22 protein-coding genes are annotated in these 25,722 nt (G+C 72.2%); 6 read left to right on the top strand and 16 right to left on the bottom strand.

Going from position 1 to position 25,722, the window contains the following annotated elements; genetic code table 11:
• Positions 1–2: 2 nt before the first annotated feature.
• The 3 genes from tsaA to ABZ883_RS10935 form a co-directional block, all read right to left on the bottom strand.
• Positions 3–419, bottom strand: coding sequence for a tRNA (N6-threonylcarbamoyladenosine(37)-N6)-methyltransferase TrmO (tsaA, locus tag ABZ883_RS10945; protein WP_360904990.1), 417 nt, complete (start codon positions 417–419; stop codon positions 3–5).
• Positions 420–428: 9 nt separating this feature from the next.
• Entirely contained in the window at positions 429–2,438 is a 2,010-nt protein-coding gene (locus ABZ883_RS10940) for a TerD family protein (RefSeq protein WP_360904987.1), read from the bottom strand.
• A gap of 174 nt (positions 2,439–2,612) precedes the next feature.
• Positions 2,613–3,308, bottom strand: a complete 696-nt coding sequence (locus ABZ883_RS10935; protein WP_360904984.1) for a Clp protease N-terminal domain-containing protein — start codon at positions 3,306–3,308, stop codon at positions 2,613–2,615.
• Between the two features lie 197 nt (positions 3,309–3,505).
• Here ABZ883_RS10935 and ABZ883_RS10930 point away from each other — a divergent pair, with 197 nt between their 5' ends.
• Together ABZ883_RS10930 and ABZ883_RS10925 are read left to right on the top strand one after the other, a co-directional pair.
• Positions 3,506–4,432, top strand: a complete 927-nt coding sequence (locus ABZ883_RS10930; protein WP_360904981.1) for a hypothetical protein — start codon at positions 3,506–3,508, stop codon at positions 4,430–4,432.
• A gap of 73 nt (positions 4,433–4,505) precedes the next feature.
• Entirely contained in the window at positions 4,506–5,516 is a 1,011-nt protein-coding gene (locus ABZ883_RS10925; protein ID WP_360904978.1) for a hypothetical protein, read from the top strand.
• 21 nt (positions 5,517–5,537) lie between these two features.
• Here the strand turns inward: ABZ883_RS10925 and ABZ883_RS10920 are convergent, their stop codons facing one another.
• From ABZ883_RS10920 to ABZ883_RS10885, 8 genes are all read right to left on the bottom strand, one after another.
• Positions 5,538–6,329 carry a maleylpyruvate isomerase family mycothiol-dependent enzyme gene (locus ABZ883_RS10920; RefSeq protein WP_360904975.1) on the bottom strand — a complete coding sequence of 264 codons (792 nt, stop codon included), beginning with the start codon at positions 6,327–6,329 and terminating at the stop codon, positions 5,538–5,540.
• A gap of 113 nt (positions 6,330–6,442) precedes the next feature.
• Positions 6,443–7,450, bottom strand: a complete 1,008-nt coding sequence (locus ABZ883_RS10915) for an ABC transporter permease subunit (RefSeq protein WP_360904972.1) — start codon at positions 7,448–7,450, stop codon at positions 6,443–6,445.
• Positions 7,447–8,382, bottom strand: coding sequence for an ABC transporter ATP-binding protein (locus ABZ883_RS10910; protein WP_360904969.1), 936 nt, complete (start codon positions 8,380–8,382; stop codon positions 7,447–7,449). The genes ABZ883_RS10915 and ABZ883_RS10910 overlap by 4 nt, the downstream gene beginning before the upstream one ends.
• The gene (locus tag ABZ883_RS10905; protein ID WP_360904966.1) at positions 8,379–8,819 is read right to left on the bottom strand and encodes a GntR family transcriptional regulator; all 441 of its coding nucleotides are present in this window, start codon (positions 8,817–8,819) and stop codon (positions 8,379–8,381) included. Before ABZ883_RS10905 ends, ABZ883_RS10910 begins: the two co-directional genes overlap by 4 nt.
• Before the next feature lie 181 nt (positions 8,820–9,000).
• The gene (locus tag ABZ883_RS10900) at positions 9,001–9,459 is read right to left on the bottom strand and encodes a transglycosylase SLT domain-containing protein (protein WP_360904963.1); all 459 of its coding nucleotides are present in this window, start codon (positions 9,457–9,459) and stop codon (positions 9,001–9,003) included.
• A gap of 758 nt (positions 9,460–10,217) precedes the next feature.
• Complete coding sequence (locus ABZ883_RS10895; protein WP_360904960.1) at positions 10,218–11,027, bottom strand: putative protein N(5)-glutamine methyltransferase; 810 nt, start codon at positions 11,025–11,027, stop codon at positions 10,218–10,220.
• A 105-nt stretch (positions 11,028–11,132) separates the two neighbouring features.
• Positions 11,133–12,008, bottom strand: coding sequence for a hypothetical protein (locus ABZ883_RS10890; protein ID WP_360904957.1), 876 nt, complete (start codon positions 12,006–12,008; stop codon positions 11,133–11,135).
• Positions 12,005–12,808, bottom strand: coding sequence for a MerR family transcriptional regulator (locus ABZ883_RS10885; RefSeq protein ID WP_360904954.1), 804 nt, complete (start codon positions 12,806–12,808; stop codon positions 12,005–12,007). Before ABZ883_RS10885 ends, ABZ883_RS10890 begins: the two co-directional genes overlap by 4 nt.
• Before the next feature lie 388 nt (positions 12,809–13,196).
• Between ABZ883_RS10885 and ABZ883_RS10880 the strand changes: the two genes are divergently transcribed.
• The 4 genes from ABZ883_RS10880 to ABZ883_RS10865 all read left to right on the top strand — a co-directional run bounded on the left by ABZ883_RS10880 (position 13,197) and on the right by ABZ883_RS10865 (position 21,021).
• The gene (locus ABZ883_RS10880; protein ID WP_360904951.1) at positions 13,197–15,266 is read left to right on the top strand and encodes a putative Ig domain-containing protein; all 2,070 of its coding nucleotides are present in this window, start codon (positions 13,197–13,199) and stop codon (positions 15,264–15,266) included.
• Positions 15,267–15,359: 93 nt separating this feature from the next.
• Positions 15,360–15,803, top strand: a complete 444-nt coding sequence (locus ABZ883_RS10875; protein WP_360904948.1) for a hypothetical protein — start codon at positions 15,360–15,362, stop codon at positions 15,801–15,803.
• 225 nt (positions 15,804–16,028) lie between these two features.
• The gene (locus ABZ883_RS10870) at positions 16,029–18,008 is read left to right on the top strand and encodes an Ig-like domain repeat protein (RefSeq protein ID WP_360904945.1); all 1,980 of its coding nucleotides are present in this window, start codon (positions 16,029–16,031) and stop codon (positions 18,006–18,008) included.
• 388 nt (positions 18,009–18,396) lie between these two features.
• Positions 18,397–21,021 carry a hypothetical protein gene (locus ABZ883_RS10865; RefSeq protein WP_360904942.1) on the top strand — a complete coding sequence of 875 codons (2,625 nt, stop codon included), beginning with the start codon at positions 18,397–18,399 and terminating at the stop codon, positions 21,019–21,021.
• A gap of 74 nt (positions 21,022–21,095) precedes the next feature.
• Here ABZ883_RS10865 and ppk2 read toward each other — a convergent pair whose 3' ends face one another.
• The 5 genes from ppk2 to ABZ883_RS10840 all read right to left on the bottom strand — a co-directional run bounded on the left by ppk2 (position 21,096) and on the right by ABZ883_RS10840 (position 25,689).
• A complete protein-coding gene (gene ppk2, locus ABZ883_RS10860) occupies positions 21,096–21,992 on the bottom strand; it encodes a polyphosphate kinase 2 (RefSeq protein ID WP_360904939.1) in 897 nt (298 codons plus the stop codon).
• Between the two features lie 13 nt (positions 21,993–22,005).
• Positions 22,006–22,230: a hypothetical protein gene (locus ABZ883_RS10855; RefSeq protein ID WP_360904936.1), complete on the bottom strand. Its 225-nt coding sequence runs from the start codon at positions 22,228–22,230 to the stop codon at positions 22,006–22,008.
• Positions 22,231–22,264: 34 nt separating this feature from the next.
• Positions 22,265–23,416 carry an inorganic phosphate transporter gene (locus ABZ883_RS10850; RefSeq protein WP_360904933.1) on the bottom strand — a complete coding sequence of 384 codons (1,152 nt, stop codon included), beginning with the start codon at positions 23,414–23,416 and terminating at the stop codon, positions 22,265–22,267.
• A 90-nt stretch (positions 23,417–23,506) separates the two neighbouring features.
• Entirely contained in the window at positions 23,507–25,051 is a 1,545-nt protein-coding gene (locus ABZ883_RS10845; protein WP_360904930.1) for a substrate-binding domain-containing protein, read from the bottom strand.
• Between the two features lie 170 nt (positions 25,052–25,221).
• Complete coding sequence (locus ABZ883_RS10840) at positions 25,222–25,689, bottom strand: DUF4442 domain-containing protein (protein WP_360904927.1); 468 nt, start codon at positions 25,687–25,689, stop codon at positions 25,222–25,224.
• Between the last annotated feature and the right edge of the window lie 33 nt (positions 25,690–25,722).

Here is a 25,722-nt window from a genome sequence, read left to right as displayed (position 1 = left end):
GATCACCGCTCGTCGAACCGCGGGAGAACGGGCTTGACGTCCACCACAGGCGTGCCGTCCAGGGCCTCCAGCCGGCGCACCAGCACGCGCAGGCCGTCGATCCCGGCGATCTCCACCCGGTGCAGGCCCACGGGATTCGGCCGGTCCGGCGACCGCGTACCGAACACCCCGGTCAGCGGCCGGTCCGGCTCCCCACGCGGTCGTACCTCCAGTACGTCCCGGCGCGCCCGGTCCAGCCACGTCAGCACCAGCACCTCCATGCCGGTACGCAGCCCGCGCAGCCCCTCCGCCACCGCCGGCTCGAACACCAGCCACGCCTCCGGTGCCTCCTCGTCCGCCTGCTTCGGCGCGTCCTGCCTGCGCCGCAGCGGTGACTCGACCCGGCCGACGGGCCGCAGCACGTACTCGGGCTCATCCATCCCGCCCGATCACTCCTCACCCCGGGCGGCGGGCCTGCGCCTGCCGGGCGCGGGATCGCGTTCCAGGCGGGCGAGAACACCGGCGTAGAAAAGGTCGACCGCGTCGTCCACGCTGCGTATGAAGCCCCGCTCGGCGCTGCCCCGTGTCGTCCCCATGCCCTTGAACAGTGACAACCGGAACCCGGTGATCACAGCGTCGCCCTTGGGCAGCAGGTCGGCCGGCTCCGGCCGCAGCCGTTCCAGGGTGCCGCGGGGACCGTTGCCCTGACCGGCCACAAGCGTCTCGATGTGCAGATCGGCGGGAGATTCGGCCAGCTGACGGATCAGGCGCTTGACCCAGGTGAGGGGGTATCCCAGTTCCGGCGCGGGAATGTCGACAGAAGTCCTGAGCTTTCCGGTGCGCAGGTCCGCGACAAGCGTCAGGATGCCCGGCGTGCCGTCGACCAGCAGCTCCGCGGTGAGTCGTCCGTCCTCGCACAACCGGTCGGCGAGAGCGGTACGGCGGAGATGCGGGTCCGTCCCCCGTCGGCTGCGCTGCACGGGGAGGACCTTCGTTCCCAGCTCGCCCCCGAGCCTGAGGCACACCTGCCGGATCAGCCGTTCCCAGCTCTCGACGACCTCGACGGTACGGCCGTCGCCCTGGCACAGGGTCTCGTCGTCGATGCCGTTGCGCACGGGCACCCAGGCCGGACCCATGTTCTGGAAGCCGTGGCACCCCGAGTTCTCGTGCTGGAGATAGTGCAGCAGTTCCTGCAGCAGCCATGCGTGGGCCGCATTGCCCACCCCTTCGTGGCGGATGAGCATGTGCGCCTGATGCGTCACCTCGGCCCAGGACAGGTGCCACAGCGCGACCTTGTGCTTACGCCTTCCGTCGATCTTCACGTCGACGAGCGGGCTGCCCTCCAGGGCAACGTCGTTGGACAGGGTGATCACGGCTTCGTACCCGCGACGCGCCGCGATGTCCATGTAGTCCTGCACCTGCTGGGACTTCAGCCCGTTGCCATTGGTCTTCGTCTCCACCAGGGCCGTCCACAGCTTGCCCGCCCGCTCCACACGGATGACGCCGTCGGGACGCCTGGGCGAGTCCCCGTGCGGCAGCGACACCTCGGCGAACGTCTCCATCCGGCCGGCCGGAGCACCGAAGGCGGCAGTGAGCCTGCGCCCGAACTCCGGTACCTGGGCCATCACCGACAGCAGCACCGACGTCGCACGTGTCTCCCGCTCATGGTCACTTCGGAGCGACGAGGCAGGGAAGAGGCGGGCTTCCCGCCAGGCGTCGTTCTCAGCGAGCGACTTCCTGGGCGACTTCGGAAGCGTGACCTTCTTCTTCGCCGTACGGGGACGCCGCACTGGCTGGGCGGCATCCGGCGGGACCGGCTGAGCGGGAACCGTGGCGATCGGCACCGACGCCGGGAGCCCGGCCGGCGGGCCGGACGGAGCGGCTTCAGGTGCTGCCCCGTCGTTGTCATCGGCGTCGTCGTCCACGTCGATCCCGAAATCCGTGGCCAGACCGGCAAGACCGGTCTCGTAACCCTGCCCGACAGCGCGGAACTTCCATTCCTCACCGCGTCGGTAGAGTTCCGCGAAGATGAAAGCGGTCTCGGCGCCCGCATCGTCAATGGTGAAGGCGAGAACCGGCTCGCCGGCCTGGTCGCTCAGGGTCACCCGGAGATCGTCCAGTTCACCGAAGCTCGCACCGCCGTACCGGCTGGCCGCGACGACGACGCGCTCCACACCTGGTGCGATCGCCGTGAGGTCGAGGCCGATCCGGTCCTCGTTGCCGGCGGCGGCCGGTGTTTTGTCGAGGAGTTGGACGCTGCCGTCCGCGGCGGCCGGGTTGTTGTAGAAGAAGAAGTCCTCGTCGGTGCGCACCTTCCCGTTCCCGTCGAGCAGGAGCACGGAGACGTCCGCGTCCCCGTCCCCCGTCGCGCTGCTCCACGCCAGGCTCACAACGACGGAACCCGTGTTCTCACTGAGCGCCGCCAGACCCACGTTGGCGCCCTTGGCCATTTCGTGCATACGTACCCCCCTGCCTCCGCAGCGCCCGGCGCTGTCCGGGCGTACCGCACCACGGGACGTGTGACGCAAGACACACAACGCCCGCTTGATCACCCTAGCGCCGGGACAGCGACGTTACGTCCGGGAATACGAAGTACGGGCCGAAGGGCACCCACAAACACCGCGCCGCAGGCGCTATTTGCCGCGGGCCGCGGCCGCGACCATTTCGGTGACGGCGGTCTCCGTCGTGAACTTGTCGATGCCGAGGGAGGTGAGCGGGCCGGTGCCGTCCTCGAGTTCGAGGAGGGCGAGCAGGATGTGCTCGGTGCCGATGTAGTTGTGGCCGAGGCGCAGCGCCTGGCGGAAGGTGAGTTCGAGGGCCTTGCGGGAGCGCAGGTCGTAGGGGACGACCTCGGGGACGGCCTCGCCCGCGGCGGGGGGCAGGGCGGCGGCGAGGTGTTCGCGGACGGCGGGGAGGGGGTGGCCCTGCGCGGTGAAGACGCGGGCGGCGATGCCCTCCGGTTCGGAGAGCAGGCCGAGGGCGAGGTGCTCGGGGGTGATCTCGGCGTGGCCCGCGGTGCGGGCCTCGGTGTGGGCGGCCATGACGGTGCTGCGCGCGCGGGGCGTGAAGCGGCTGAAGCCCTGACTGGGGTCGAGGTCGGGGACGAAGCGCTTCTGGGCGGCCTGCTTGGTGACGCCCATGCTCTTGCCGATGTCGGTCCAGGAGGCTCCGGAGCGGCGGGCCTGGTCGACGAAGTGGCCGATGAGGTGGTCGGCGACCTCTCCGAGGTGCTCCGCGGCGAGGACCGCGTCGGAGAGCTGGTCGAGCGCGTCGGGGTGGGCCTTCTTGATGGCCTCGATCAGGTCGTCGAGGCGGATGGGTTGCGTCATGCGTCAACGGTAGGTTGACGCATCGCGTGCGTCAACCCGGAGTTGACGATTGCATCCGGCCGATCCGGGAATCGTCACGGTCGCGTCTCGGCGCGATCCCGTCCGAACCGGTCGGGAACGCCGTCCGTGGCAGGGGTGTGCAACCGCCCCGGGGACGCCGGGGCGCCCGACCGAACCGATACCCCGGGGGTACTCAGATGTTCCGCACTCGCGCCACCGCGCTCGCCTCCCTCGCCGCCGCGAGCCTGCTCCTGCTGTCGGCCTGCAGCAGCAGCAGCGGCGCCACCACCCCGTCGAGCGCGCCGACCGCCGGCACCGCCGACCTGTCCTTCCGCACCGGCACGGCTCAGCAGAACAACGCACAGCCGAACACCGGCGACCTCGCGCCGGGTGCCGCCCCCGCCGCGGCGGCGCGGAAGCCGGTGGCCCGCACCTGGGTGCAGTTGTCGGCCGGCAGGGCCGGGGCGCTGGACCCGGTGGTGCTCAACGGGGCCGGTTTCACGCTCTACCGCTTCGACAACGACTCGGCGAATCCGTCGAGGTCGACCTGCTTCGACGCCTGCGCGAGCACGTGGCCGCCCTACCTGGTCGCCAAGGGCGGCAAGGTCTTCATCGACGGCATCCGGAAGTCGGCGATCGGCTTCATCCCGCGCGACGGTGCCCTGCAGGTGACGATCGGCGGCTGGCCGGTCTACCTCTTCAGCAAGGACACCAAGCCCGGCGACACCAACGGGCAGGGCGCCGGCGGCACCTGGTTCGGCGTCACCCCGGACGGGCAGAAGGCCGGCCAGACCGCGGGCGGCGGCCAGAACGGCCAGACCGGCCAGAACGGCGGTCAGAACGGCGGCCAGAACGGCGGCCAGAACAACGGCGGGAACCCCTCGGTCGCGCCCGCGACCAGCGCCACGTTCTTCGACACCGCGAACTTCGCCGACCCGGCCGAGGGCATCACCGGCCCGGGCTGCCGGCCGGTCCGCTTCTCCGGCTCCCTGCAGATCAGCGGCTTCGCCAAGATCTGGGACGGCCCCGACTGCACCGGCAACTCCCTGGTCGTGCAGGGCAACGTCAACGACTTGGCGGCGATCGGCTTCCCGGCCGTGAAGTCCGTCCGCTTCTTCAACTGACCGACGCCCACAGGCCTTCGGGGCGGAAGCCTCCGCCCCGGACATGCCCCTCCGTACCCGAGGAACCACGACGATGCGCTCCGCACCCCGGCGTCCGTGGACCGGCGTCTGCCTGACGGTCCTGCTCGCCCTGGCCGCCGTGACCGGCTGCTCCGGCCCGGCACGGCAGGCGCTGCCCGGCTTCTCCAACCCCGTTGTCCCCGGCCTGTGGACAACGGAGCGGATGGCCGGGGCCGCCGCGGCGGACACCCGCGTGCCCGCCGGCCTCGGCGCCGACGCGGGCGGGACCGACCCGGAACCGGCGCCCGTGGCGGCCGTGCCCGAGCGCACGCCGTACCGCGCCGCCGCTCCCGTGCTGGGCAGGATCTTCTTCGACACCCCCCAGGGGCCGGCCGTCTGCTCCGGCACCGCGGTCGAGGACCCGGCCCGCCCGGGGCGGTCCGGCCTGGTGTGGACGGCCGGGCACTGCGTGCACGGCGGCGCCGGGGGCACCTGGTACCGCAACATCGTCTTCGTGCCCTCGTACAACGACCGGGGTCTGGACGGCGGCGACCGGGCGGCCGCCGGGGCGGACGGGATCGCGCCCTTCGGGATGTGGTGGGCGGACCGGGCCGCGACCTCCGCGGAGTGGACCGCCGAGGGCGCCGCCAGCGGCGGCGCCGGTTCACCGGGCGACTACGCGGTGCTGCACGTGAGCATGCCGGGCGGCGGCACGTCCCTCCAGGAGACGACCGGCGCGGCCGCTCCCGTCTGGTTCGACGCCCCGCCGACGGCCACCGTCCCCGCGATGAAGGCCTGGGGCTACCCGGCGGCCGCGCCCTTCGACGGGGAGCGGCTGTTCTCCTGCCAGGACCGCCCCGGACGGCTGTCGCTCCGCGCCGACCGGGCGTCGCTCTACCGCATCGGGTGCACCATGACCGCCGGCGCCTCCGGCGGCGGCTGGTTCGCCGAACGGCCCGACGGCACGCTCGCGCTCGTCAGCGACACCTCCATCGGCCCCCCGGCTGCCACATGGATCGCCGGCCCGCGCCTCGGCGCGGAGGCGCGGTCGGTGTACGCGTCGGTCGCCGCGGACGCGGGCTGAACAGTCCCGGGGCACCGCGCCTCAGGGCGCGGTGAACAGCGACGGGAAGCCCGGCGCAAGCCACGGCCTGCGCCCCCAGGCGAGGATCTTGCCGCGGGCCACGGCGCCGGTGGCGGTGCGGCGGCCGAGCGCGATGAGCAGGAACGTCACGGGTTCGGCGAGGATCGTCACATCGGGGCGGCCCGGGAGTTCCGGCGTGACCCGCGCCGCACCGTCGGTGAAGGTGACGGCGAAGCGCGAGCCGCCGCGGACCCGCAGGTCGTAGCAGGCGGAGTGCCCGGCGGCCGCGGCGCTGAGGACGCGTGGCATCGCGGCCATGACGAACGGCACGGTCGCCTCCACGGCCGCCGCGTCGATCATGTGCGGGCGGCGCAGCGCGGCGGCGATGTCCCAGCCGTGGCCGAGCATGTGCGCCACCAGGTACGACCCGAGGGTGGCCAGGTCCATCGGGCCCAGCGGGGTGACGACGGGCTGCTCCGCCGGGCGGACCGCCGCGGCGTCGGCGAACGCCTCGGCGTGGCGCACGATGCCCTCGGCCAGCACGGCCGGGTCGCGCTCGGTGAACACCTCGAGCGAGGCCTCGTTGGCGGCGGCGAGGCTGCCGGCGGTGCCGTCTCCGTAGGGCCGCTCGTGGCCCTGCGCGAGCGCCGCCATCAGCTCGTTGGCCAGCATCAGGTGTGCCGCCGCCTCGCCCACGGTCCACTGCGCACCGGGGATGCGGACGGAAGGGTCCGCGCCGGCGCGGAGCAGTTCGGCGATCCGCCCGGCGGTGGCGTGGACGGCGGCGGTGACCTGCGGTGCGGCGGATGTCATGGAGGAGAAGGGTGGCCGAGGCGGGTCTGCCTGTAAAGACCCGTGACGCGCCCCGGACCCGGACCCCGCCCTGGTGAGGGGCGCAGGCCGGGTCCGGGGGACGCCGTGCGGGATCAGACCAGTCGCCTGCGGCCCCGGACGACGACGACCGCGACGACGACGGCGGTGAGGCCGAACAGGATGCCCGCGCCGAGCCACTGCATCGACGACAGCTGCGAGATCGGCAGGTACTTGGTCGACCAGCCGACCACGTCCGCCTTGCGCAGGCAGACCTCGACGGCCTTCTCGCTCGCCTCGTGGGCACAGGTGCTCCAGCCCATCAGCTTGCCGGAGCCGGTGATGTAGTTGGAGTCGATCTCGTACGCGCCGGTGGGCAGCGTGGGGGACTGGCCCGGCAGACCCGCGGCGTGGTGGGTGGTCGCGTTGACCTCGGAGCCCAGGCTCAGCCGGGACATGCTCCAGACGACCTCCACGGCGATCGAGAGGAAGAAGGTCACCACCATCGCCGTCAGGGTGCGCCGCGCCAGCATGCCGACGAGGACGCCCAGGGAGACGAGGAAGAGGGTGAGCGCGACCGCGACCGGGCCGGTGGTGTTGAAGTAGGTGGCCTCGGTCCAGCCCGCCTGGCTCTTCACTGGAGCCCACCACCAGGTGTAGGCGGCCGAGATCAGCGCGGTGCCGGCCACCAGGAGGACCCCGGTGATGACGAGCTTGGTGCCGATCCACCGCACCCGGCTCACGGACTGCGCGGCGACCAGCTTGGCGGTGCCGTTCTCCAGGTCGGGGGCGAGCAGCGGGGCGCCGACGAAGACCGCGAGGAGGACGGGGACGCAGGTGAGCGCCAGGCCCGCCTGGCTCAGGTGCCCGGAGTAGGCGGTGAAGCCCTGGACCCACTCGTCGCCCTTGAGATGGGGCCAGCCGTACTTGGCGAGGTAGTCCGTCAGCTGGGACCGCTGCCACGCGACACCGGCCAGGCAGGCCAGGGTCAGGCCGACCAGGGTCCAGTACGCGGCGCGGTGCTGCCGCCACACCAGCCAGGTCATGCCGCTCAGGTGCGGGCGGCGCGGGCTCTTCGCGGCCGGGGCCGCGACGGGGGTCCTGGGGTCGGTCACGGTGCTCATGCCGCCACCGCCACGCGGGCCGTGGGGCTGATCAGCGCGGGGGCCCCGGGGTTGCGCAGGTAGGCGAGCAGGAGTTCCTCCAGGTTCGGGGTGTCGGTCTGCCACGGGGCGCCGACCGGACCGTCGGGACGTATGAGGGCGGTGAACTGCCGCCCGTTGACGCGGGACTCGACGAAGGTGTGCCGCTCCAGGCCGGCCGGCAGGCCCGCCCCGCCCTCGGCGACACCGGTCAGCAGGGCGTGGGCGGACAGCAGTTCGTCCACGTCGCCGGCGAGGCGCAGCCCGCCGCCCGCGATGACCATGAGGTAGTCGCAGATGCTGCCCAGCTCGGCGAGCATGTGCGAGGACATCAGGACGGTCGTGCCGTGCTCGGCGACCTCGGCCATCAGCAGGCTCATCATCTCGTGACGTACCAGCGGGTCCAGGTCGGACAGCGGCTCGTCGAGCAGCAGCAGGTCGGGGCGCTTGCCGAACGCGACGGCGAAGGCGACACGGGTGCGCTGGCCGCCCGACAGGGTGCCGACCCGGGCGCTCATGGGCACGTTCCCGGCACGCACGATGCCCTCGGCGGCGGCCTGGTCCCAGCCGGGGTTCAGCTCACGGCCCATGCGCAGCGTCTCGGCCACGGTGAAGCGCCGGTACAGCGGCTTCTCCTGGGCGAGGAAGGCGACCCGGCGGCCGGCCTCCGCCGATTCGGGGGCCGCGCCGAACACCCGCAGCGTGCCGGAGCTCGGCTCCAGCAGGTTGGCGGCGATGCTCATCAGCGTCGTCTTGCCCGCTCCGTTGGGCCCGACCAGACCGCAGATCCGGCCGGCCGGCAGCCGGAAGGAGCAGTCCTGCAGCGCCCAGCCGCGCCGGTACTTCTTCCCGACGCCGAAGGCCTCGATCGCCGACTCCTCCGGTGGTCCCGGAAGGTCCATGCCGTCACTCATCCGTGCTTCCCGCTTTCCGTGTTCCCGTGCGTTTCCGCGCCCGCGGCGGCCGCCAGGGGCTCGGCGTACCGCTGCTCCAGTACCGAGGTGACCAGGGCGGTCACGTCGTCCCGCTCCAGACCCGCGGCACGGGCCCGGAGCATCCACGCGTCGAGCTCACCGCGCAGCGGCGAGTCCGGCCCGGCCTGCGGGCGGGCCAGGGACCGGCGGACGAACGTCCCCAGACCCGGCCGGGGCTCGACGAGCCCCTCCCGCTCCAGCTCGCGATAGGCCTTCAGCGTCGTGTTGGGGTTGACCGCACTGCTCTGCGCGACCTCTTTGGCCGTCGGCAGCCGGTCCCCGGGCACCAGCACACCGAGCCGCAGCGCCTGCTTGGTCTGCTGGACGATCTGCTGGTAGGCGGCGACGCCGCTCCGCCGGTCGATGCGGAACTCCACGTTCCCAGCACCACCATTCCACTACTTGATTAGTGGAACGATGATGCGCCGGGCCCGCGACGGTGTCAAGCACGGGCCCGCCGACCGGTGCGGACGCACAAAAAAAAGAGCGCCCCCCGGCAGTGGCACTGCCGGGGGCACTCTTCACGGGAACGCTGCGTGGGCGCTGTCGCGCACGGCCTCAGTAGGCCGAGTTGACGTTGTCGATCGAGCCGTAGCGGTGCGCAGCGTAGTTGCAGGCCGCGGTGATGTTCGCGACCGGGTCGTAGATGTCCCGCGAGGTTCCGGGCACGTGGTACGTGTTGAACGTCGGGTCGATGACCTGCATGAGGCCCTTCGACGGGATGCCCTTGGCGGCGTTGCTGTCCCAGTTGTTGATCGCGCGGGGGTTGCCGGAGGACTCACGCATCAGGTTCTTGTAGATCCCGTTGTACGTGCCGGGTATGCCGTTCTTGCGCATGACCTCCAGGCTCTGGTTGATCCAGGAGCTGACGGAGCCGGAGTGCGTCGGAGCGGCGGAAGCGGTGGGGGCCATGGCCACACCACCGGCGACGACGGCGGCGCTGGCGGCGACGACACCGAGGGACATCTTCTTGGCCTTGGCGGCGGAGGCGAACTTCGTCATGGCGGAGGTCTGCATTCGTTTCTTTCCTTTTCCGTGGGGTACGCCATGAATTGTTGGCCCAATTCCTGACAGGGGTCAATGCCCCCCATTACGACCGCGATTAGTAGCCGTCTCAGGGTCCAAAGTCCCGCCGCCCAGTCACCGGACGGGAATTGAGGGCCGCCGACTACTAAGAACCCCGGACTGTGGCGTGCGCCATATCTGCTACGTCACACGCGAACCCGCACAAATCGCCCCTTGAGTGACCGGCGCCACGTGGCCCCGGTCACGTATTTCGCCCCGATGTCGCGCTGTGCGCCCGCACGGTGGCGCTGTGTGGCCCGCCCCGGAGCGGCACAGGCACGCAGAGGCTCCGCGCGGCGGGAGACGCGGCCCTCACACAGGGATGAGACCCCTCGTGGACGTGCGCGAACGTGCCGGAGGCCGCCGCCACGGCACCCAGGTACCGGGGCGGCGGCCCCTCGCCATCACCCCTCGCCGGCGCCGTGGCCGACCCGGGTACACCCCCCTTACGCGCGTACGCGCGGGCGCGCGGGCGCGGCAGAAAGAGGAAGCGCGGAACCCGGCCGGAAGGGGGCGCGGATTCCCCTCCGCCAGGGCGGGAGACTTTCCCTTCCGGGCGCCAGGACTTTCCACTCCACGGGCCGGGACTTTCTCCCTTCCACACTTTCCCGCGTTATTGCTTTCTGCCTTTCAGCACCCGGGGCTTTCGGTAGCGCGCCGACGGGACTTTGGTCCCGTCGCACCGTGGGACTTTTCTCCGACAACCCTTGTCATGCCGGGGCGGCGGTCCCGACGATCACCGTGGCGTGCCATTCCCCGGAGAAAGCGACGCGCGCCCGCAGGCCCGCCCCGGTCACGGCGGCGACCGCCGCCGGGGCCTGCCGCTCCCCGGTCTCGAAGAGGAGGTGGCCGCCGGGTCCCAGCCAGTCGGGGGCGCCGGCGATGACACGGCGGAGGATGTCGAGGCCGTCCAGGCCGCCGTCGAGGGCGGTGCGCGGTTCGTGGTCGCGGGCCTCGGCGGGGAGCAGGCCCACCGCGTCGGTGGGCACGTACGGGGCGTTGGCGACGAGGACGTCGACGCGGCCGCGCAGTCGCGCGGGCAGCGGCTCGTACAGGTCGCCCTCGTGGACGGTGCCGCCCGCGGCGGCGAGGTTGCGGCGGGCGCAGGCCACCGCGGCGGGGTCGATGTCGGCGGCGTGCAGCCGCGGCCGTTCCACCTCGGCGGCCAGCGCGGCGCCCACCGCGCCGGACCCGCAGCACAGGTCGACGACGACCGCGCCGGGGCGGGCCAGCCGGACGGCCTCGCCGGCGAGGAACTCGGTACGGCGCCGCGGCACGAAGACACCGGGGTCGACGGCGATGCGCAGACCGCGGAACTCGGCCCAGCCGACGACCTGTTCTATGGGGAAGCCGGCCGCGCGGCGCTCGACCATGACGGCGAGTTCGGCGGGGCCGCCGGCGGCGGAGAGGAGCAGTCGGGCCTCGTCCTCGGCGAAGACGCAGCCGGCGGCGCGCAGCGCGGCGACAACGGCCTCGGGGTCGACCGGGGCGGGGGGCACGGAAGGAGGTACTGCGGGCATGAGGGCCTTTCGGGATGCCGAAGGGCGCTCCCGCGGTCTCCTACGCCGGGAGGGCAGCGGAGCCGTACGGGGGGAGCACCCAACCTGACGTGGCGGTAATGGGTCTCACCTCCTCGGTCCGTCCACTGCTGGCGACGTCACGTTACCCGAAGCCCCGCGCCCCGCCCAGCCCAGGGCGGCGACGGCGGCACGCGGGTCGTCGGCGTGGAAGCGCAGCACGCGGGCCCGGGCCGGGGCGCCCAGCGGGCGCAGGAAGGCGACCGGTTCGGTGAGCTCGACGGTCACCGTGGTCTGGCCGCCGACGACCAGGTCGGCGGTGCCGTCGCCGGCGAGTGTCAGCAGCCGTCCGTCGGGGAAGCGCCGGTCGACGCGGGCGGTCGCTATGCGGTCCGCGGGCACGCGGATGTCGACGAGCGCGCCGTACCGCACACGCAGCGAGCCGTCCGCCCCGACAACGTGCGGGCGGACCACGCAGGCCGCGTGCAGGGCCAGGACGAAGAAGCAGCCCCACAGGTCGAGGACGAGGGTCACGGCGTGCACGGCGGGCCAGGGGATGATCAGCGCGAGCAGCACGGTCTCGACGACGGAGACGAAGAGGAAGCCGTACATCGTCGCCGCCTGCGCCCCGCTGTACGGCACCGCTGTGTCGCCCTTGCCCACGCCGTGCCGCGGCCGCCGCGTGATCCACCGCAAGAGGCCTGCCGCCAGGGCGAGTTCGTGGCGCGCCAGTCGCCGTACGGGCACCGGTACCGCGTCCCGTACGGCCGCCCGCAGCGCGGCCGGGCGCGACAGGCCCCGGCGCCGCGCCTGCCGGTGGGCCCGGACGAGGCGTGGCAGCCGCCACGCGGCCACGGCGACGGTGCACAGCTCCGTGCCCCGGAGCACCGGCGGCGGCACCGGCACGCCGGCCAGCAGGCACGCGGCGAGGACAGCCTCCGCCGCGACGAGCAAACCGAGCGCCCAGCCGCGGACAGCCCTCACAAGGCACGCTCGCGCAGCAGCCGGATCGCCTGCCGTACGGCCTCGGCCTGGGCGGGGGCGTGGTCGTCGAGGAACGCGGCGACAAAGCCGTCCTGCTCGGCGGCGGCCACCACGTCGTCCTCGCCGGTCGCGGCCAGCGCCGCGACGATCTCGTCGGGCACGGCGTCGGCGATGGCCCGTGCCGTCTCGCCCACCTTGGGGTCGTCGACGGGGGCCGTGACCAGTTCGTCCATGAGCGCGTAGACGGCGTACGCGCGGCGCATCGCGTCGGGGCCGGTGTCCATGGACCGCACCAGGCCGGTCAGCCAGCCCCGGGTCTGCGGGGAGGCCGCCGTTTCCAGGAGGGCGAGCAGTTCGCGTTCCTTCGCCGCCATCGCGGGCTCGGGTCCGGGCAGGTCCGCGGTGACGCGGGCCATGTCGGCGAAGAGCGCGGCGAGTTCGGGGGAGACGGGCCCTTCCGCGGGCAGCCCGCCGCTGCCTGCGCGGCGCAGCAGTTCCGCCAGGCGGGCGCGGCGGCCGCGGATGGCCTCCTCCTGGCGGGCGAGGTCGGCGTCGAGTCCGGCGAGGACTTCGGCGAGGTCCTTGCCGGCGTCGTCGGCGAGCACGTCCCTGATCTCGTCCAGGGCCAGGCCGAGTTCGGCCAGGCGGCGGACCCGGGCGAGCTCGACGGCGTCGCGCAGCCCGTAGTCCCGGTAGCCGTTGACGCGGCGCGCGGGCTCGGGGAGCAGTCCGATGCGTTGGTAGTGCCGGACCGTGCGGGTGCTGACCCCGGCGAAGGCGGCGAGTTCTCCGATGCGCATGGGGCCAGTAGAGACCTTGACGTTGCGACAAGGTCAAGGCAGGCGCGGCCACAGCGGGGCGTACAGGGGAAACCCTACGGAAATCGGGCCGGACCGAGGGAGGTAGAGGGGTCCCGTCTCGGTCCGGGCAAACGCCCCTCAAGCAGCGGTAAAGATCTTCGTCCCGTGCTGTTCGGCGGTGGCGGCCCTGCAATAGCTTCGGCGCGTCACCCGTCATCACCGTACGCAGCCGCAGCACAGGGGTGGTCTACGCGTGTCGAAATGACATGCGCATGACGATCAGCACGACGATCGGATCCATGACCGCACACCCCGCGGCCGCCCAGGAAACGCGCCACCCGCACCGCGCCGTGACACCCCCACTCCCGGCACTCGACGGAGGCACCTCGTGCACCTCTCCACGCACCGACTGAGACGATCGGTCGCCGCGGCCCTGCCCGCGCTCGCCCTGGCCGTCGGCGGACTGCTGGCCGCCGGTCCCGCGGCCCAGGCCGCCGCGCACCCCGCCCCCCACACCACCTCGGCCCGCGACACCCAGAACGCCCGGGCCCTGCAGTCCCCGCAGGCCCAGACGGTGCACTCCACCGGCACGGCGGGCGCCCACGTCCCGACCCGGCACCTGTGCGCCGCCCCCGCGGCGGGCCACGCAAGCTGCCTGGCCCAGCGCCGCACCGACATCGCGATGCTGCGCGACAACACGCTGTCGCCCCAGGCCACCCCGTCCGGCCTCGGCCCGGCCAACCTGCACAGCGCCTACAACCTGCCCTCGACCGGCGGTTCCGGCCTCACCGTCGCCATCGTCGACGCCTACGACGACCCCAACGCCGCCGCCGACCTGGCCACCTACCGCTCCCAGTACGGGCTGTCGGCCTGCACGACCGCCAACGGCTGCTTCAAGAAGGTCGGCCAGACCGGCAGCACGACCAACCTGCCGAGCCCCGACAGCGGTTGGGCCGGTGAGATCGCCCTCGACCTCGACATGGTCAGCGCCGCCTGCCCGAGCTGCAACATCCTGCTCGTCGAGGCGAACTCCGCGAGCATGCAGGACCTCGGCACGGCCGTGAACGAGGCCGTCGCGCTCGGCGCGAAGTTCGTCTCCAACAGCTACGGCGGCGGCGAGGAGTCCGCCGACCCGTCGTACGACAGCGCCTACTTCAACCACCCGGGCGTCGCCATCACCGTCTCCGCGGGCGACGAGGGGTACGGGGCCGAGTACCCGGCGGCGTCCCGCTACGTGACCGCCGTCGGCGGCACCTCGCTGAACACCTCCGCCACCACCCGCGGCTGGACCGAGAAGGTCTGGGGCACCACCTCGGGCGGCGACGGCACCGGCTCGGGCTGCTCCGCGTACGACACCAAGCCGACCTGGCAGACCGACACCGGCTGCTCCCGGCGCACGGTCGCCGACGTCTCCGCGGTGGCCGACCCCGCCACCGGCGTCGCGGTGTACGACACCTACGGCGGCTCCGGCTGGGCCGTCTACGGCGGCACCAGTGCCTCCTCCCCGCTCATCGCGGGCGTCTACGCGCTGGGCGGCGCCCCGGCCGCGGGCAGCAACCCGGCGTCGTACCCCTACGCCCACACCGCCAACCTCTGGGACGTGACCACCGGCGCCAACGGCAGCTGCTCCAGCTCCTACCTGTGCACCGCCAAGACCGGCTACGACGGCCCGACCGGGCTCGGCACCCCGAACGGCGTCACCGCCTTCAAGAACGGCACCAGCAGCGGCAACACGGTCACCGTCACCAACCCGGGCAGCCAGACCGGCACCGTCGGCACCGCCCGCAGCCTGCAGATCTCGGCCACCGACAGCGCGGGCGCCGCACTCACCTACAGCGCGAGCGGCCTGCCCGCCGGGCTGTCCGTGAACGCCTCGACCGGTCTGGTCTCCGGCACCCCGACCACCGCCGGCACGTACCAGACCACCGTCACCGCCTCCGACTCCACCGGCGCCTCCGGCTCGGCCTCCTTCGGCTGGACGATCGCACCGGCCGGCGGCGGCACCTGCACGGCGGGCCAGTTGCTCGCCAACCCCGGCTTCGAGTCGGGCGCCACCGGCTGGACCGCGTCCAGCGGTGTCATCACCAATGACGCCGGTGAGGCCGCGCACGGCGGCTCGTACAAGGCCTGGATGGACGGCTACGGGTCCACGCACACCGACACGCTCACCCAGTCGGTGACCGTCCCGAGCGGCTGCCGGGCCACCCTCACCTTCTGGCTGCACATCGACACCGCCGAGACCACCACGTCCTCGGCCTACGACAAGCTCACGGTCACGGCCGGGTCCACCACCCTGGCCACCTACTCCAACCTCAACAAGGCCACCGGGTACGCCCAGAAGAGCTTCGACCTGTCCTCCTTCGCCGGCTCCACCGTCACCCTGAAGTTCACCGGCACCGAGGACTCCTCCCTGCAGACGAGTTTCGTGGTCGACGACACCGCCCTGACCACGGGCTGAGCCCCTTCCGCCCCGCGCAAGGTCCCGGTCGCCGCGAGGCGGCCGGGACCCTTTTGCGTCCGGGACACGTCACAGAGAAAAGGAGGCTCATCCATGCAGCGACTGCACCGGCCGACAGCCCTCGCCGCGGCGGCCCTCTCGGCGTTCGCGCTCAGCGCCTGCGGCGGCACCGCCCAGCAGCCGGGCGGCGGCCCGGCCACCGGCGTGAAGCCGTGCCCCACCCGGCTCGACCTCGGCGCCGCCGACACCGGCCGCACCTTGTGCGTGAGCACCGGCGCGACGGTCCGCGTCGCGCTCGACGGCAGCGCCGACCGCCCCTGGTCCCCGGTCACGCTCAAGGGCGGTGGCCTGCGGGCCGGCAACGCCGGCATCGGCGCCCCCCGCGGGGACACCATCGCCGCCTACCGCGCCACCGCCACCGGCACGGCCCGCCTCACCGCCACCCGCCCCCTGTGCGCCCAGCCCACCGCCCCGGACCAGGTCGCCTGTCTGGGACTGCAGGAGTGGACCGTCACCGTGCGGGTCTCCCAGGGCTGACCGCACCCGCCCCGCCACATGGTTGTACGGATCCCCGCATCGAATCGGCCACAGTGCGGGCGGGACAGTGGTAACGGATCGGTCCGGAGCACCAATGCGGTAGCCCACTGTCATCAGCATGTCGTAGCGTTCCTCCTTGCGGCCGAGGAAGGCGCGCCGGGCACGTTCGCGGTTGCCCGCGCCCTGCGGCGCACCCATACCCACGCCTGTCTGGGGGGAACCAGCTTGCGCACCCGTCACATAGCGGGCGGGACGGCCCTGTCCGTCCTGCTCGCCACCGCATCCCTGATCGGCGTCACGGCCACGCCCGCCGCCGCCACCGACGGCGGGACCGCCGTCCCGCCGGTGACCTCGCACAGCCTGGAGGAGTCGGCCCAGGCCGCCACCGCGCTCACGGTGAACGCCCCGGCCACCGCCCTTCCCGGCGACGAGATCACCCTCACCGGCACCCTGGCCTCCTCCGTGCCCTTCGCGGACGGCACCACGGTCACCGTGACCCGCACCGACTCCGCCACCACCGACGCGCCCCTGGGCACCGCGACCGTCGGCGCCGACGGCACGTTCTCGCTCACGGACACCCCGTCCACCCTGGGCACCACGACCTACACGGTCAGCTACGCCGGCGACACCGACCACGACGCCGCCACCGGCAGCGCCGCCGTCAGCGTCGCCCGCACCGCCACCGCGCTCACGGTGAACGCCCCGAGCACCGCCCTTCCCGGCGACGAGATCACCCTCACCGGCACCCTGGCCTCCTCCGTGCCCTTCGCGGACGGCACCACGGTCACCGTGACCCGCACCGACTCCGCCACGACCGACGCGCCCCTGGGCACCGCCACGGTCGCCGCCGACGGCACGTTCTCGCTCAAGAACACCCCGTCCACCCTGGGCACCACGACCTACACGGTCAGCTACGCCGGCGACACCGACCACGACGCCGCCACCGGCAGCGCCGCCGTCAGCGTCGCCCGCACCGCCACCGCGCTCACGGTGAACGCCCCCGCCACGGGCATCCCCGGCCGCGAGATCGTCGTCACCGGCACGCTCGGCTCGCCCGTGCCCTTCCCGGCCGGCACCAAGGTCACCGTGACCCGCACCGACTCGACGCACCCCGCCGGCACGCCGGCGGGCACCGCGACGGTCGCCGCCGACGGCACCTTCTCGTTCCGGAACACCCCGTCCGCGCTGGGCAACAACACCTACACGGTCAGCTACGCCGGCGACACCAAGCACGCAGCCGCCACCGCGAAGGACACCGTCAGCGTCGCCCGGGTCGCCTCGACCCTCACGGTGAGCGCCCCCTCCTCCGCGAAGCGGGCCGCGAAGATCACGGTCACCGGAAAGCTCACCTCGAGCGTGTCCTTCCCGGCCGGTACCAAGGTCACGGTGACGCGCACCGACCTCACCGACCCGAAGGGCAAGTCGCTCGGCACCAAGACGGTCGCGGCCAACGGCACGTTCAGCTTCACCGACGTCCCGTACACCGGCGGCAACGTCACCTACACCGCCGCCTACGCGGGCAACACCCAGCACAACCCCGCCACCGGCAAGGACACCGTCGCGGTCTCCCGCGCGGCCACGTCGGTCAGCATCAAGACCAACCTCTCGACCTACTCCTACGGGGCCACGGCCACCGTCACCGGCCACCTCGGCAAGACGGGCAAGAGCCGCGTCGTGTCGATCTGGGCGCAGCCGGCCGGCGGCACGAAGAAGCTGATCAAGACCTCCAAGGTCAACTCCGCGGGCGACCTGAAGGTGACCTACAAGGTCAGCCGCAACACCACCTTCTGGGCGTCGTTCGACGGCGACTTCTACTCGGCGCCGAAGTCGGCGTCGCGTTACGCCGGTACGAAGGTCAAGCTCTCCACCTCCGTCTCCCGGTACTACAAGACGGGCAAGGTCGGCTCGACCAACTACTACTGGTTCCGCAAGAACGCCGCGCCGGTGTTCACCACGACGATGACCTACGCGACCAACCGCCAGGAGCGGTTCGAGCTGGAGGTCTACTACCAGGGCACGTGGCACGCGCTCGACTCGGAGTACTTCCGGATCGGGACCGCCGGCAAGGCCCAGGTCACGCTGCCGGGGCCGGGCGAGGCCGGCATCCAGGCCCGGGTGCGCATCTCGTACGTCAAGGGCGGTTCGGGCGACATCCTGAACTCCACGACGTACGGCGACTGGAAGTACCTGTACTTCACCAACTGAGGCCCTCCCGAGAGGCACAGGTTCGAGGCCGTCCCGACCAGTTCGGGGCGGCCTCGTCCGCTTGGCTGCAGGCTCCGGGCCGGACGCCCGGAGCGTGGGGGCGGGCCGCCACCGTGCGGCTCCCAGGGCCGAACACACCGGCCCCGCAAAATGGTTGTACGTATCCCTGCATCGAATCGGGCACAGTACTGCCAGCAGCGATGAAAACCTCGGTGACGGATCGGCAGGGGCCGACAATGCGGTGGTCCACTGTCATAGGCATGTCGTAGCGTTCCTCTTTGCGGCCGAGGAAGGCGCGCCGGGCACGTCCATGGACGCCCGCGCCCTGCGGCGCACCCATAGCCCGGACCGTTTCCCGGTCCATCACGCCTGCCTGGGGGGAACCAGCTTGCGCACCCGTCACCTCGCGGGCGGGACGGCCCTGTCCGTCCTGCTCGCCACCGCTTCCCTGCTCGGCGTCACGGCCACGCCCGCCGCCGCCGACAGCGTGACCGCTCTGCCCGTCGCCTCGTACTCGGACATGGTCGTCGACGGACTCCACCAGCGGGTCTTCATCAGTAGCAGCAGCAACAGCAAGATCGTCGTGACCGACTACGACGGCAAGGTGGTCGGCCAGATCGTGTCGGAGCCCGGCGCGGCCGGGCTCGTGCTGTCGCCGGACTCCACGACGCTCTTCGTTGCCGTCCCCAACGCCGACGCGATCTCCGCGATCGACACGGCCACGCTCCGCGAGACCGCCCGGTACTCGATCGGCGCGGGCAGCGCCCCCCGGTACCTCGCCATGAACGGGGACACGGTCTGGTTCGGGTACGGGGGCGCCACGCAGGGCAACATCGGTTCCCTGGACCTCGACCCCGCCGGAGACCCGCCCCCGACCGGCACCGTGACCACCGGCGGCGCCGTGCTCACGCTCAACCAGGCCGAGCGGAGCACGTGGTACTCCGCCCCGATGGTCGCCTCGTCCCCCGGGGCTCCCGACATGCTGGCGGTCGGGGCACCGGGTCAGAGCCCGACCGAACTCGCGGTCTACGACGTCTCCTCGGGACACGCCGAGTCCAAGGCGTACCGCTTCGACCCCAACGGCGCCTCGAACCTGCAGGACCTGACCGTCACCCCGGACGGAAAGCAGATCCTCGCCGCCAGCGGCGCCCCGTACTTCCACCAGGTCTACCGCACCTCCGACCTGTCCAGTGACGGCCGCTACACGACCGACGCGTACCCGAACGCGGTGGCCGTGGCCGCCGACGGCACCGTCGCCGCGGGCATCGACGGCGCGTACGAGCCGGACGTGTACATCTTCGCGTCGCAGGTGGACGAGCCGGTCCGCACCTACGACCTCCCCAGCACCGGCCACAGCAGCGGCTCCGACCTCCTGGCCTCGGGCGGTCTGGCCTGGACACCGGACGGCAGCCGGCTGTTCGCCGTGTCCTCGAACGACGCCGACGTGTACTCCCTGCGCGTGCTGCAGGACCCGACCAAGGCCGCCACCACGCTCACGGTGAACGCCCCGGCCACCGCGCTGCCCGGCCGCGACGTCACGGTCACCGGCACCCTCGGCTCCGCCGTGCCCTTCGCGGACGGCACCACGGTCACCGTGACCCGCAGCGATTCCGCCACGACCGACGCGCCGCTGGGCACCGCGACCGTCGCCGCCGACGGCACGTTCTCGCTCAAGGACACCCCGTCCACCCTGGGCACCACCACCTACACGGTCAGCTACGCCGGCGACGCCAAGCACGGTGCGGCCACCACCAAGCGCAACATCACCATCGCCCGGGCCACCACCAGCCTCACGGTGAACGCCCCGGCCACCGCGCTGCCCGGCCGCGACGTCACCGTCACCGGCACCCTCGGCTCGACCCTGCCCCTGCCCGCCGGCACCCAGGTCACCGTGACCCGCACCGACAGCGCCCACCAGAACGGCACCCCCCTGGGCACCGCGGCCGTCGCCGCCGACGGCACCTTCACCCTCAAGGACACCCCGTCCACCCTGGGCACCGCCACCTACACGGTCAGCTACGCCGGCGACGCCGACCACGCCCCCGCCACCACCAAGCGCAACATCACCATCGCCCGGGCCACCACCACCCTCACCGTGAACGCCCCGGCCACGGCGAAGCGGGCGGCGAAGATCACGGTCACCGGAAAGCTCACCTCGGGCACGGCCCTCCCCGCCGGTGCGAAGGTCACGGTGACGCGCACCGACCTCACCGACCCGAAGGGCAAGTCGCTCGGCACCAAGACCGTCGCCTCCAACGGCACGTTCAGCTTCACCGACGTCCCGTACACCGGCGGCAACGTCACCTACACCGCCACCTACGCGGGCGACGCCACACACAACTCCGGCACCGGCAAGGACACCGTCGCGGTCTCCCGCGCGGCCACGTCGGTCGGCATCAAGACCAACCTCTCGGTCTACTCCTACGGGGCCACGGCCACCGTCACCGGCCACCTCGGCAAGACGGGCAAGAGCCGCGTGGTGTCGATCTGGGCGCAGCCGGCGGGCGGCACGAAGCAGCTGGTCAAGACCGGCACGGTCAACTCCGCGGGCGACCTGAAGGTGACCTACAAGGTCAGCCGCAACACCAACTTCTGGGCGACGTTCGACGGTGACTTCTACTCGGCGCCGAAGTCGGTGTCGCGCTACGCCGGTACGCAGGTCAACGTCTCCACCTCCGTCTCCCGGTACTACAAGACGGGCAAGGTCGGATCGGGCAACTACTACTGGTTCCACAAGAACACCAGCCCGCTGTTCACCACGACCATGACCTTCCAGCCGGGCCGGGCCCAGCGGTTCGAGGTCGAGGTCTACATCCGGGGCCGCTGGATCCCGGCCGGCGACCCGGAGTTCTTCGGGATCGCGTCCAACGGCAAGTCCCTGGTCGAGCTGGGGGCGCCGGGCGAGTCCGGCATCCAGGCCCGTGTCCGCTCGTCGTACATCAGGGGCGCCTCGGGCGACACCCTGAACACCGGCACCTACGGTCCCTGGAAGTACGTCTACTTCACCAAGTAACCCCCGCGCACGACGCGACGAGGCCGCCCCGGATTCCCGGGGCGGCCTCGGCCGTGTTCGGTGCGGGCGGGAGGTCAGGCCTCGCCCGCCTCCAGCAGGTTGGCGGCGGCACCGACGATCCGCGGATCGGGGACGCCGACGACCTCCTCGTCCTTGTCCGGGTAGTCGAAGCGGGCGAGCACGCTGCGCATGGCCTCGACGCGGGCGCGCTTCTTGTCGTTGCTCTTCACGACCGTCCAGGGCGCCTGCTCGGTGTCCGTCTCGCGGAACATCGCGACCTTGGCCTCGGTGTAGTCGTCCCAGCGGTCCAGGGACGCCAGGTCCATGGGGCTGAGCTTCCACTGCCGCACCGGGTCGACCTGGCGGATGGTGAAGCGGGTGCGCTGCTCCTCGCGGGACACCGAGAACCAGAACTTCACCAGGTCGATGCCGTCGTCCACGAGCATCCGCTCGAAGGCGGGCGCCTGGCGCATGAAGCGCTGGTACTCGTCGTCCGTGCAGAAGCCCATGACCCGCTCGACACCGGCCCGGTTGTACCAGGAGCGGTCGAACATGACGATCTCGCCGGCCGTCGGCAGGTGGTCGACGTACCGCTGGAAGTACCACTGGCCGCGCTCGCGCTCGGTCGGCTTGACCAGGGCGACGACCCGGGCGCCACGCGGGTTCAGGTGCTCGGTGAACCGCTTGATGGTGCCGCCCTTGCCGGCCGCGTCACGTCCCTCGAAGACGATCACCAGCCGGCGCCCGGTCTCCTTGATCCAGCTCTGCAGTTTCAGCAACTCGATCTGCTGGAGCCGCTTGTGCCACTCGTACTCCTTGCGCTCCATGCGCTGGTCGTACGGGTAGTTCTCGCGCCAGGTCTCGACGGGGGTGCCGTCGGGACGGATGAGCACGGGCTCGTCCTGGTCGGTGTAGTCGACCTGCATACCGGCCAGCAGGTCCGGATCGGCGGGGTGCGGGAGCGTCGTCATGTCGCCTCGCCTCTCAGGAGTGGAACTGGGGAACGATCAGATAGATGCCGTACGCCACCACCGCGGCACAGGCCAGGAAGCACAGGCCCGCGGTCGCGTACGACAGGGTCGCGCCGTCGCGGGAGGCCTCGGCCCGGGAGAGGCCGAGGACACCGAGTGCGAAGACGACAACCACACCCACCGTAACGCCAGTGCTGACGGCGGCCACTTCGCCGAGGGCACTCCAGTCCAGGTGCATCGCATTTCTCCTTGTCTGACGCGGTCGGACGCGCTCAGGCGGCCGACGGGGCGGAGGTCGCGGAGGGGCGCAGCGCCACGGTATGCGTGTCGTTCACATTGTGGGCGTGCACCGGGTTGCGGCGCGAGAGCACGACGATGAACGCCGCCACGGCGACCGCCACCACGGCGATCACCACGGTGCCCGCGGTACCGCCGTGCTGTACGACGCTCGCCGAGATCCCGCCGACCAGCGCGGCCGCGGGAAGCGTCACCAGCCAGGCGATCACCATGCGGCCCGCGGTCCCCCAGCGGACCTCGGCCAGCCGGCGGCCCAGCCCCGCGCCCAGGATGCCGCCCGAGCACACCTGCGTCGTGGACAGCGCGAAGCCCAGGTGCGCGGAGGTCAGGATGACGGTGGTGGAGGCCGCCTCCGCCGCGAAGCCCTGCGGCGACTGGATGTCGGTGAGGCCCTTGCCCATGGTGCGGATGATCCGCCAGCCGCCCAGGTACGTGCCGAGCCCGATGGCCAGGCCCGCCGCCGCGATCACCCACACCGGCGGCCCCGCGTCGTGCCCGAGGGCACCGGCGGAGATCAGCGTGAGGGTGATCACGCCCATCGTCTTCTGGGCGTCGTTCGTACCGTGCGCCAGCGACACCAGCGACGCCGACGCGATCTGCCCGAGCCGGAAGCCGCGGGTCACCGACTGCTGCCGTGCCCGCGCGGTGATCCGGTACGCCAGGTACGTCGCGAGCAGTGCCGCGATCCCCGCCACCAGGGGGGACGCCACCGCGGGGATCAGTACCTTCTCGACCACCTTGTCGAAGTGCACGCCCTTGCTGCCGGCGCCCACCCACACGGCGCCGATCAGGCCGCCGAACAGGGCGTGCGAGCTGCTCGACGGCAGTCCCAGCAGCCAGGTCATGAGGTTCCACAGCACCGCGCCGACCAGCCCCGCGAAGATCATGCCGGGGGTGACCAGGGTGTCGTCGACGATCCCGCCGGAGATCGTCTTCGCGACCTCCGTCGACAGGAAGGCGCCGACGATGTTCAGCACGCCGCTGATGAGGACCGCGGTGCGCGGTCGCAGGGCTCCCGTGGCGATGGACGTCGCCATCGCATTCGCGGTGTCGTGGAAGCCGTTGGTGAAGTCGAAGGCCAGCGCGGTCACGATCACGACCGCCACGAGAAACGTGATGTGGTCCATGCCCCTTGAGGAAAAGGGCTCCACGCGTACGCCGGGCGACAACCGTGTGACGCCGGTCCGCACTTCTTGTCATGGGCAGGCAAAGGGCGGTCAGCGGGCGCAGCGCAGGAAGCCCGCGGGGGTGTCGCAGGGCAGGTGCCCGTGGGAGGCGACGATGGCCTGGCCCGGCCCGAGGCGCAGGTAGTGGAGGAAGCTGGCGGTGAGGGAGTCGGCGTCGGGGGTGCCGTAGGTGTAGGCGTACTCGATCTCGTTGAAGGGGTAGCGGGTGTCGCCGTCGGCGCCGGTCGAGGGGGCCCGGCCGTTGATCGCCAGGATGTGCACGTGCGGGGAGGCCTTGGCGGCGCCCAGTTCGGCGTAGCCGATGGCGCCGGGGACCTGGCCGACCTCGGACAGGACGTCCTCGGTGCTGTCGAGTTCGCAGCGGATCACCGGGTCGGCGCCGAAGTTCTTGGTCACGCAGTCCCGCGAGGTGAACCCGGGCTCGCTCGCGCCGCCGAGGACCCGTCTGCGGAAGATGTCGCGGGTGCCGGACTCGGAGTTGCGGCTGACCAGCGAGATCGGGCGGTCCGGGCCCCCGACGTCCTTCCAGTTGACGACGGAGCCGCGGAAGATGTCACGGATCTGATCGACCGTCAGATCGCGGACCGGTATGGCCTCGTTCACGACGAGCGCGAAGGCCGACACCGCGATCCGGTTCTCCCGGAGCTTCGACGGGCCCGACTCGGGCCGCGGGCCGTCGGACATCGCCACCACCGCGGAGCCGTGGCCCGCCTCGCCGGCCTTCGCCAGGTCGCGGACGCCCCGGTCGCTGGAGTCCGCCTCGACCTTGATCTCGGAACCGGAGCAGTCCGCGGCGTAGTGGCGGGCGATCTCCTTCATGACCGGCGCGAAGGCCGTGGACCCGGTGACGGTCAGCCGGCCGGTGGCGCAGTCGAGGGGCGGGGGCGCGTCCTCGCGGACGACGATGATGGTGGCGAGCACCGTGACGCAGACGGTCAGCAGGATCGTGATCCACCGGGTCGCCCGGCTGAACAGCGGGGGCGCCGCGTCGACGGGCATCGCCTTGTTGGGGACGACCACGCCGTCGCGGATGCCGCCCGTGATCCGGACGCCGCCCCCGACGTGGCCGCCGGTGAGCAGCACCAGCAGCTTGTAGTGCTGGCCCCGGTTGAGCGGCACGCGGGGCAGGTGGATGACATTGCCCTCGTGGCGGACCCCGCCCTCGCCGCCGACCGGGGCGAAGTGGTCCATCAGCGAGCCGGTGTCGGCCTGGGTGACGGCCACGCCCCGGACCAGGCGGCCGGCGAAGACCACGTTCAGGGCCCGGTGCGGGTCGCGGTTGGTGTAGTCGCTGTCGGCGATGCTCTCGCCGCCGTCGTTCTCGATGCGCAGCAGGACGAGGGTGGCGTCCACCATGTCCGGCAGGTCGTTGAAGAGACCGAGCCGCACATTGGTCGTGCCGGTCTCGCCGTCCGGGTCGTCGCTGCCGATCGGCGTGTCCATCTGGACGCGGTAGCCGATGCGCTTGCGGCGCAGTACCCGGCGCTCGTACCAGACCACCCCGACGGAAACCACCAGACCGACGATGGCGGTCAGCACCGCCACGATGTTGTCGGCACTCAGCCAGTCGTCCATGCGCGTTCTCGCATCCCCCGTGCAGCAGCCGTGTCCGTGGTGCTCGTAGTGCCCGGTCAGGTCCGATCAGGTCCGGTCACCGTACGAGCGGGAACGGGCCCGGGCGGCCCATGTCCTGTCCCGCCGTCGGATGTTCGCCGGGCGTTTCCCCGGTGCGCGCGGAACCCGCGCTACCGGGCACCGGGCAGCCGGCGCACGCTCCAGTCGAAACCGCCCCGGCACACCACCTCGCCCGCCGCGTCCCTGACCTCGGCGACCGTGGCGATCCGCGTGCGATCGCTCTCCCCCGCCAGCAGGGGCCGCAGCGCGGCGCGTTCGTCCGCCCCGAGCACGCACGACGCCACCAGCCGCCCCCGGGCCGGCGCCAGGAACTCCATCGTGGCCGCCGCGCCCAGCGGCACGACGCCCTCGAACTGGGCGGGCTCCTCGCAGGCCGCGACGAGCGCGGCGAGCCCTGCGGCGTCGATCAGCGTGACAAGCCCGCTGGCGTGCAGGCTCCCGATGACGTTCCGCAGCGCGTCCGGCGTCTCCAGTGCCACTTCCGCGGCACCGTCCTCGGCGCGGACCACCTCGATCCCCGCGGTCCTGTTGGCCGGTACGGGTTCCAGCAACGTACGTGCGAGCGCGGTGGCGTCCATACCGTCAGGATGGCAGCGCCGTCCGACGGGGGC

Source organism: Streptomyces sp. NPDC046977 (assembly GCF_040644455.1).
Taxonomy (GTDB): Bacteria; Actinomycetota; Actinomycetes; order Streptomycetales; family Streptomycetaceae; genus Actinacidiphila.
This window is presented reverse-complemented; position numbering and strand designations above follow the sequence as displayed.

What these genes read in the sequence shown, in the direction of transcription:
- ABZ883_RS10845 (WP_360904930.1), bottom strand. Translation starts at nt 25,051, where the DNA reads ATGGACGACTGGCTGAGTGCCGACAACATCGTGGCGGTGCTGACCGCC.
- ABZ883_RS10850 (WP_360904933.1), bottom strand. Translation starts at nt 23,416, where the DNA reads ATGGACCACATCACGTTTCTCGTGGCGGTCGTGATCGTGACCGCGCTG.
- ABZ883_RS10930 (WP_360904981.1), top strand. Translation starts at nt 3,506, where the DNA reads ATGTTCCGCACTCGCGCCACCGCGCTCGCCTCCCTCGCCGCCGCGAGC.
- ppk2 (WP_360904939.1), bottom strand. Translation starts at nt 21,992, where the DNA reads ATGACGACGCTCCCGCACCCCGCCGATCCGGACCTGCTGGCCGGTATG.
- ABZ883_RS10935 (WP_360904984.1), bottom strand. Translation starts at nt 3,308, where the DNA reads ATGACGCAACCCATCCGCCTCGACGACCTGATCGAGGCCATCAAGAAG.
- ABZ883_RS10855 (WP_360904936.1), bottom strand. Translation starts at nt 22,230, where the DNA reads ATGCACCTGGACTGGAGTGCCCTCGGCGAAGTGGCCGCCGTCAGCACT.
- ABZ883_RS10875 (WP_360904948.1), top strand. Translation starts at nt 15,360, where the DNA reads ATGCAGCGACTGCACCGGCCGACAGCCCTCGCCGCGGCGGCCCTCTCG.
- ABZ883_RS10915 (WP_360904972.1), bottom strand. Translation starts at nt 7,450, where the DNA reads ATGAGCACCGTGACCGACCCCAGGACCCCCGTCGCGGCCCCGGCCGCG.
- ABZ883_RS10895 (WP_360904960.1), bottom strand. Translation starts at nt 11,027, where the DNA reads ATGCCCGCAGTACCTCCTTCCGTGCCCCCCGCCCCGGTCGACCCCGAG.
- ABZ883_RS10920 (WP_360904975.1), bottom strand. Translation starts at nt 6,329, where the DNA reads ATGACATCCGCCGCACCGCAGGTCACCGCCGCCGTCCACGCCACCGCC.
- ABZ883_RS10900 (WP_360904963.1), bottom strand. Translation starts at nt 9,459, where the DNA reads ATGCAGACCTCCGCCATGACGAAGTTCGCCTCCGCCGCCAAGGCCAAG.
- ABZ883_RS10910 (WP_360904969.1), bottom strand. Translation starts at nt 8,382, where the DNA reads ATGAGTGACGGCATGGACCTTCCGGGACCACCGGAGGAGTCGGCGATC.
- ABZ883_RS10885 (WP_360904954.1), bottom strand. Translation starts at nt 12,808, where the DNA reads ATGCGCATCGGAGAACTCGCCGCCTTCGCCGGGGTCAGCACCCGCACG.
- tsaA (WP_360904990.1), bottom strand. Translation starts at nt 419, where the DNA reads ATGGATGAGCCCGAGTACGTGCTGCGGCCCGTCGGCCGGGTCGAGTCA.
- ABZ883_RS10940 (WP_360904987.1), bottom strand. Translation starts at nt 2,438, where the DNA reads ATGCACGAAATGGCCAAGGGCGCCAACGTGGGTCTGGCGGCGCTCAGT.
- ABZ883_RS10840 (WP_360904927.1), bottom strand. Translation starts at nt 25,689, where the DNA reads ATGGACGCCACCGCGCTCGCACGTACGTTGCTGGAACCCGTACCGGCC.
- ABZ883_RS10925 (WP_360904978.1), top strand. Translation starts at nt 4,506, where the DNA reads ATGCGCTCCGCACCCCGGCGTCCGTGGACCGGCGTCTGCCTGACGGTC.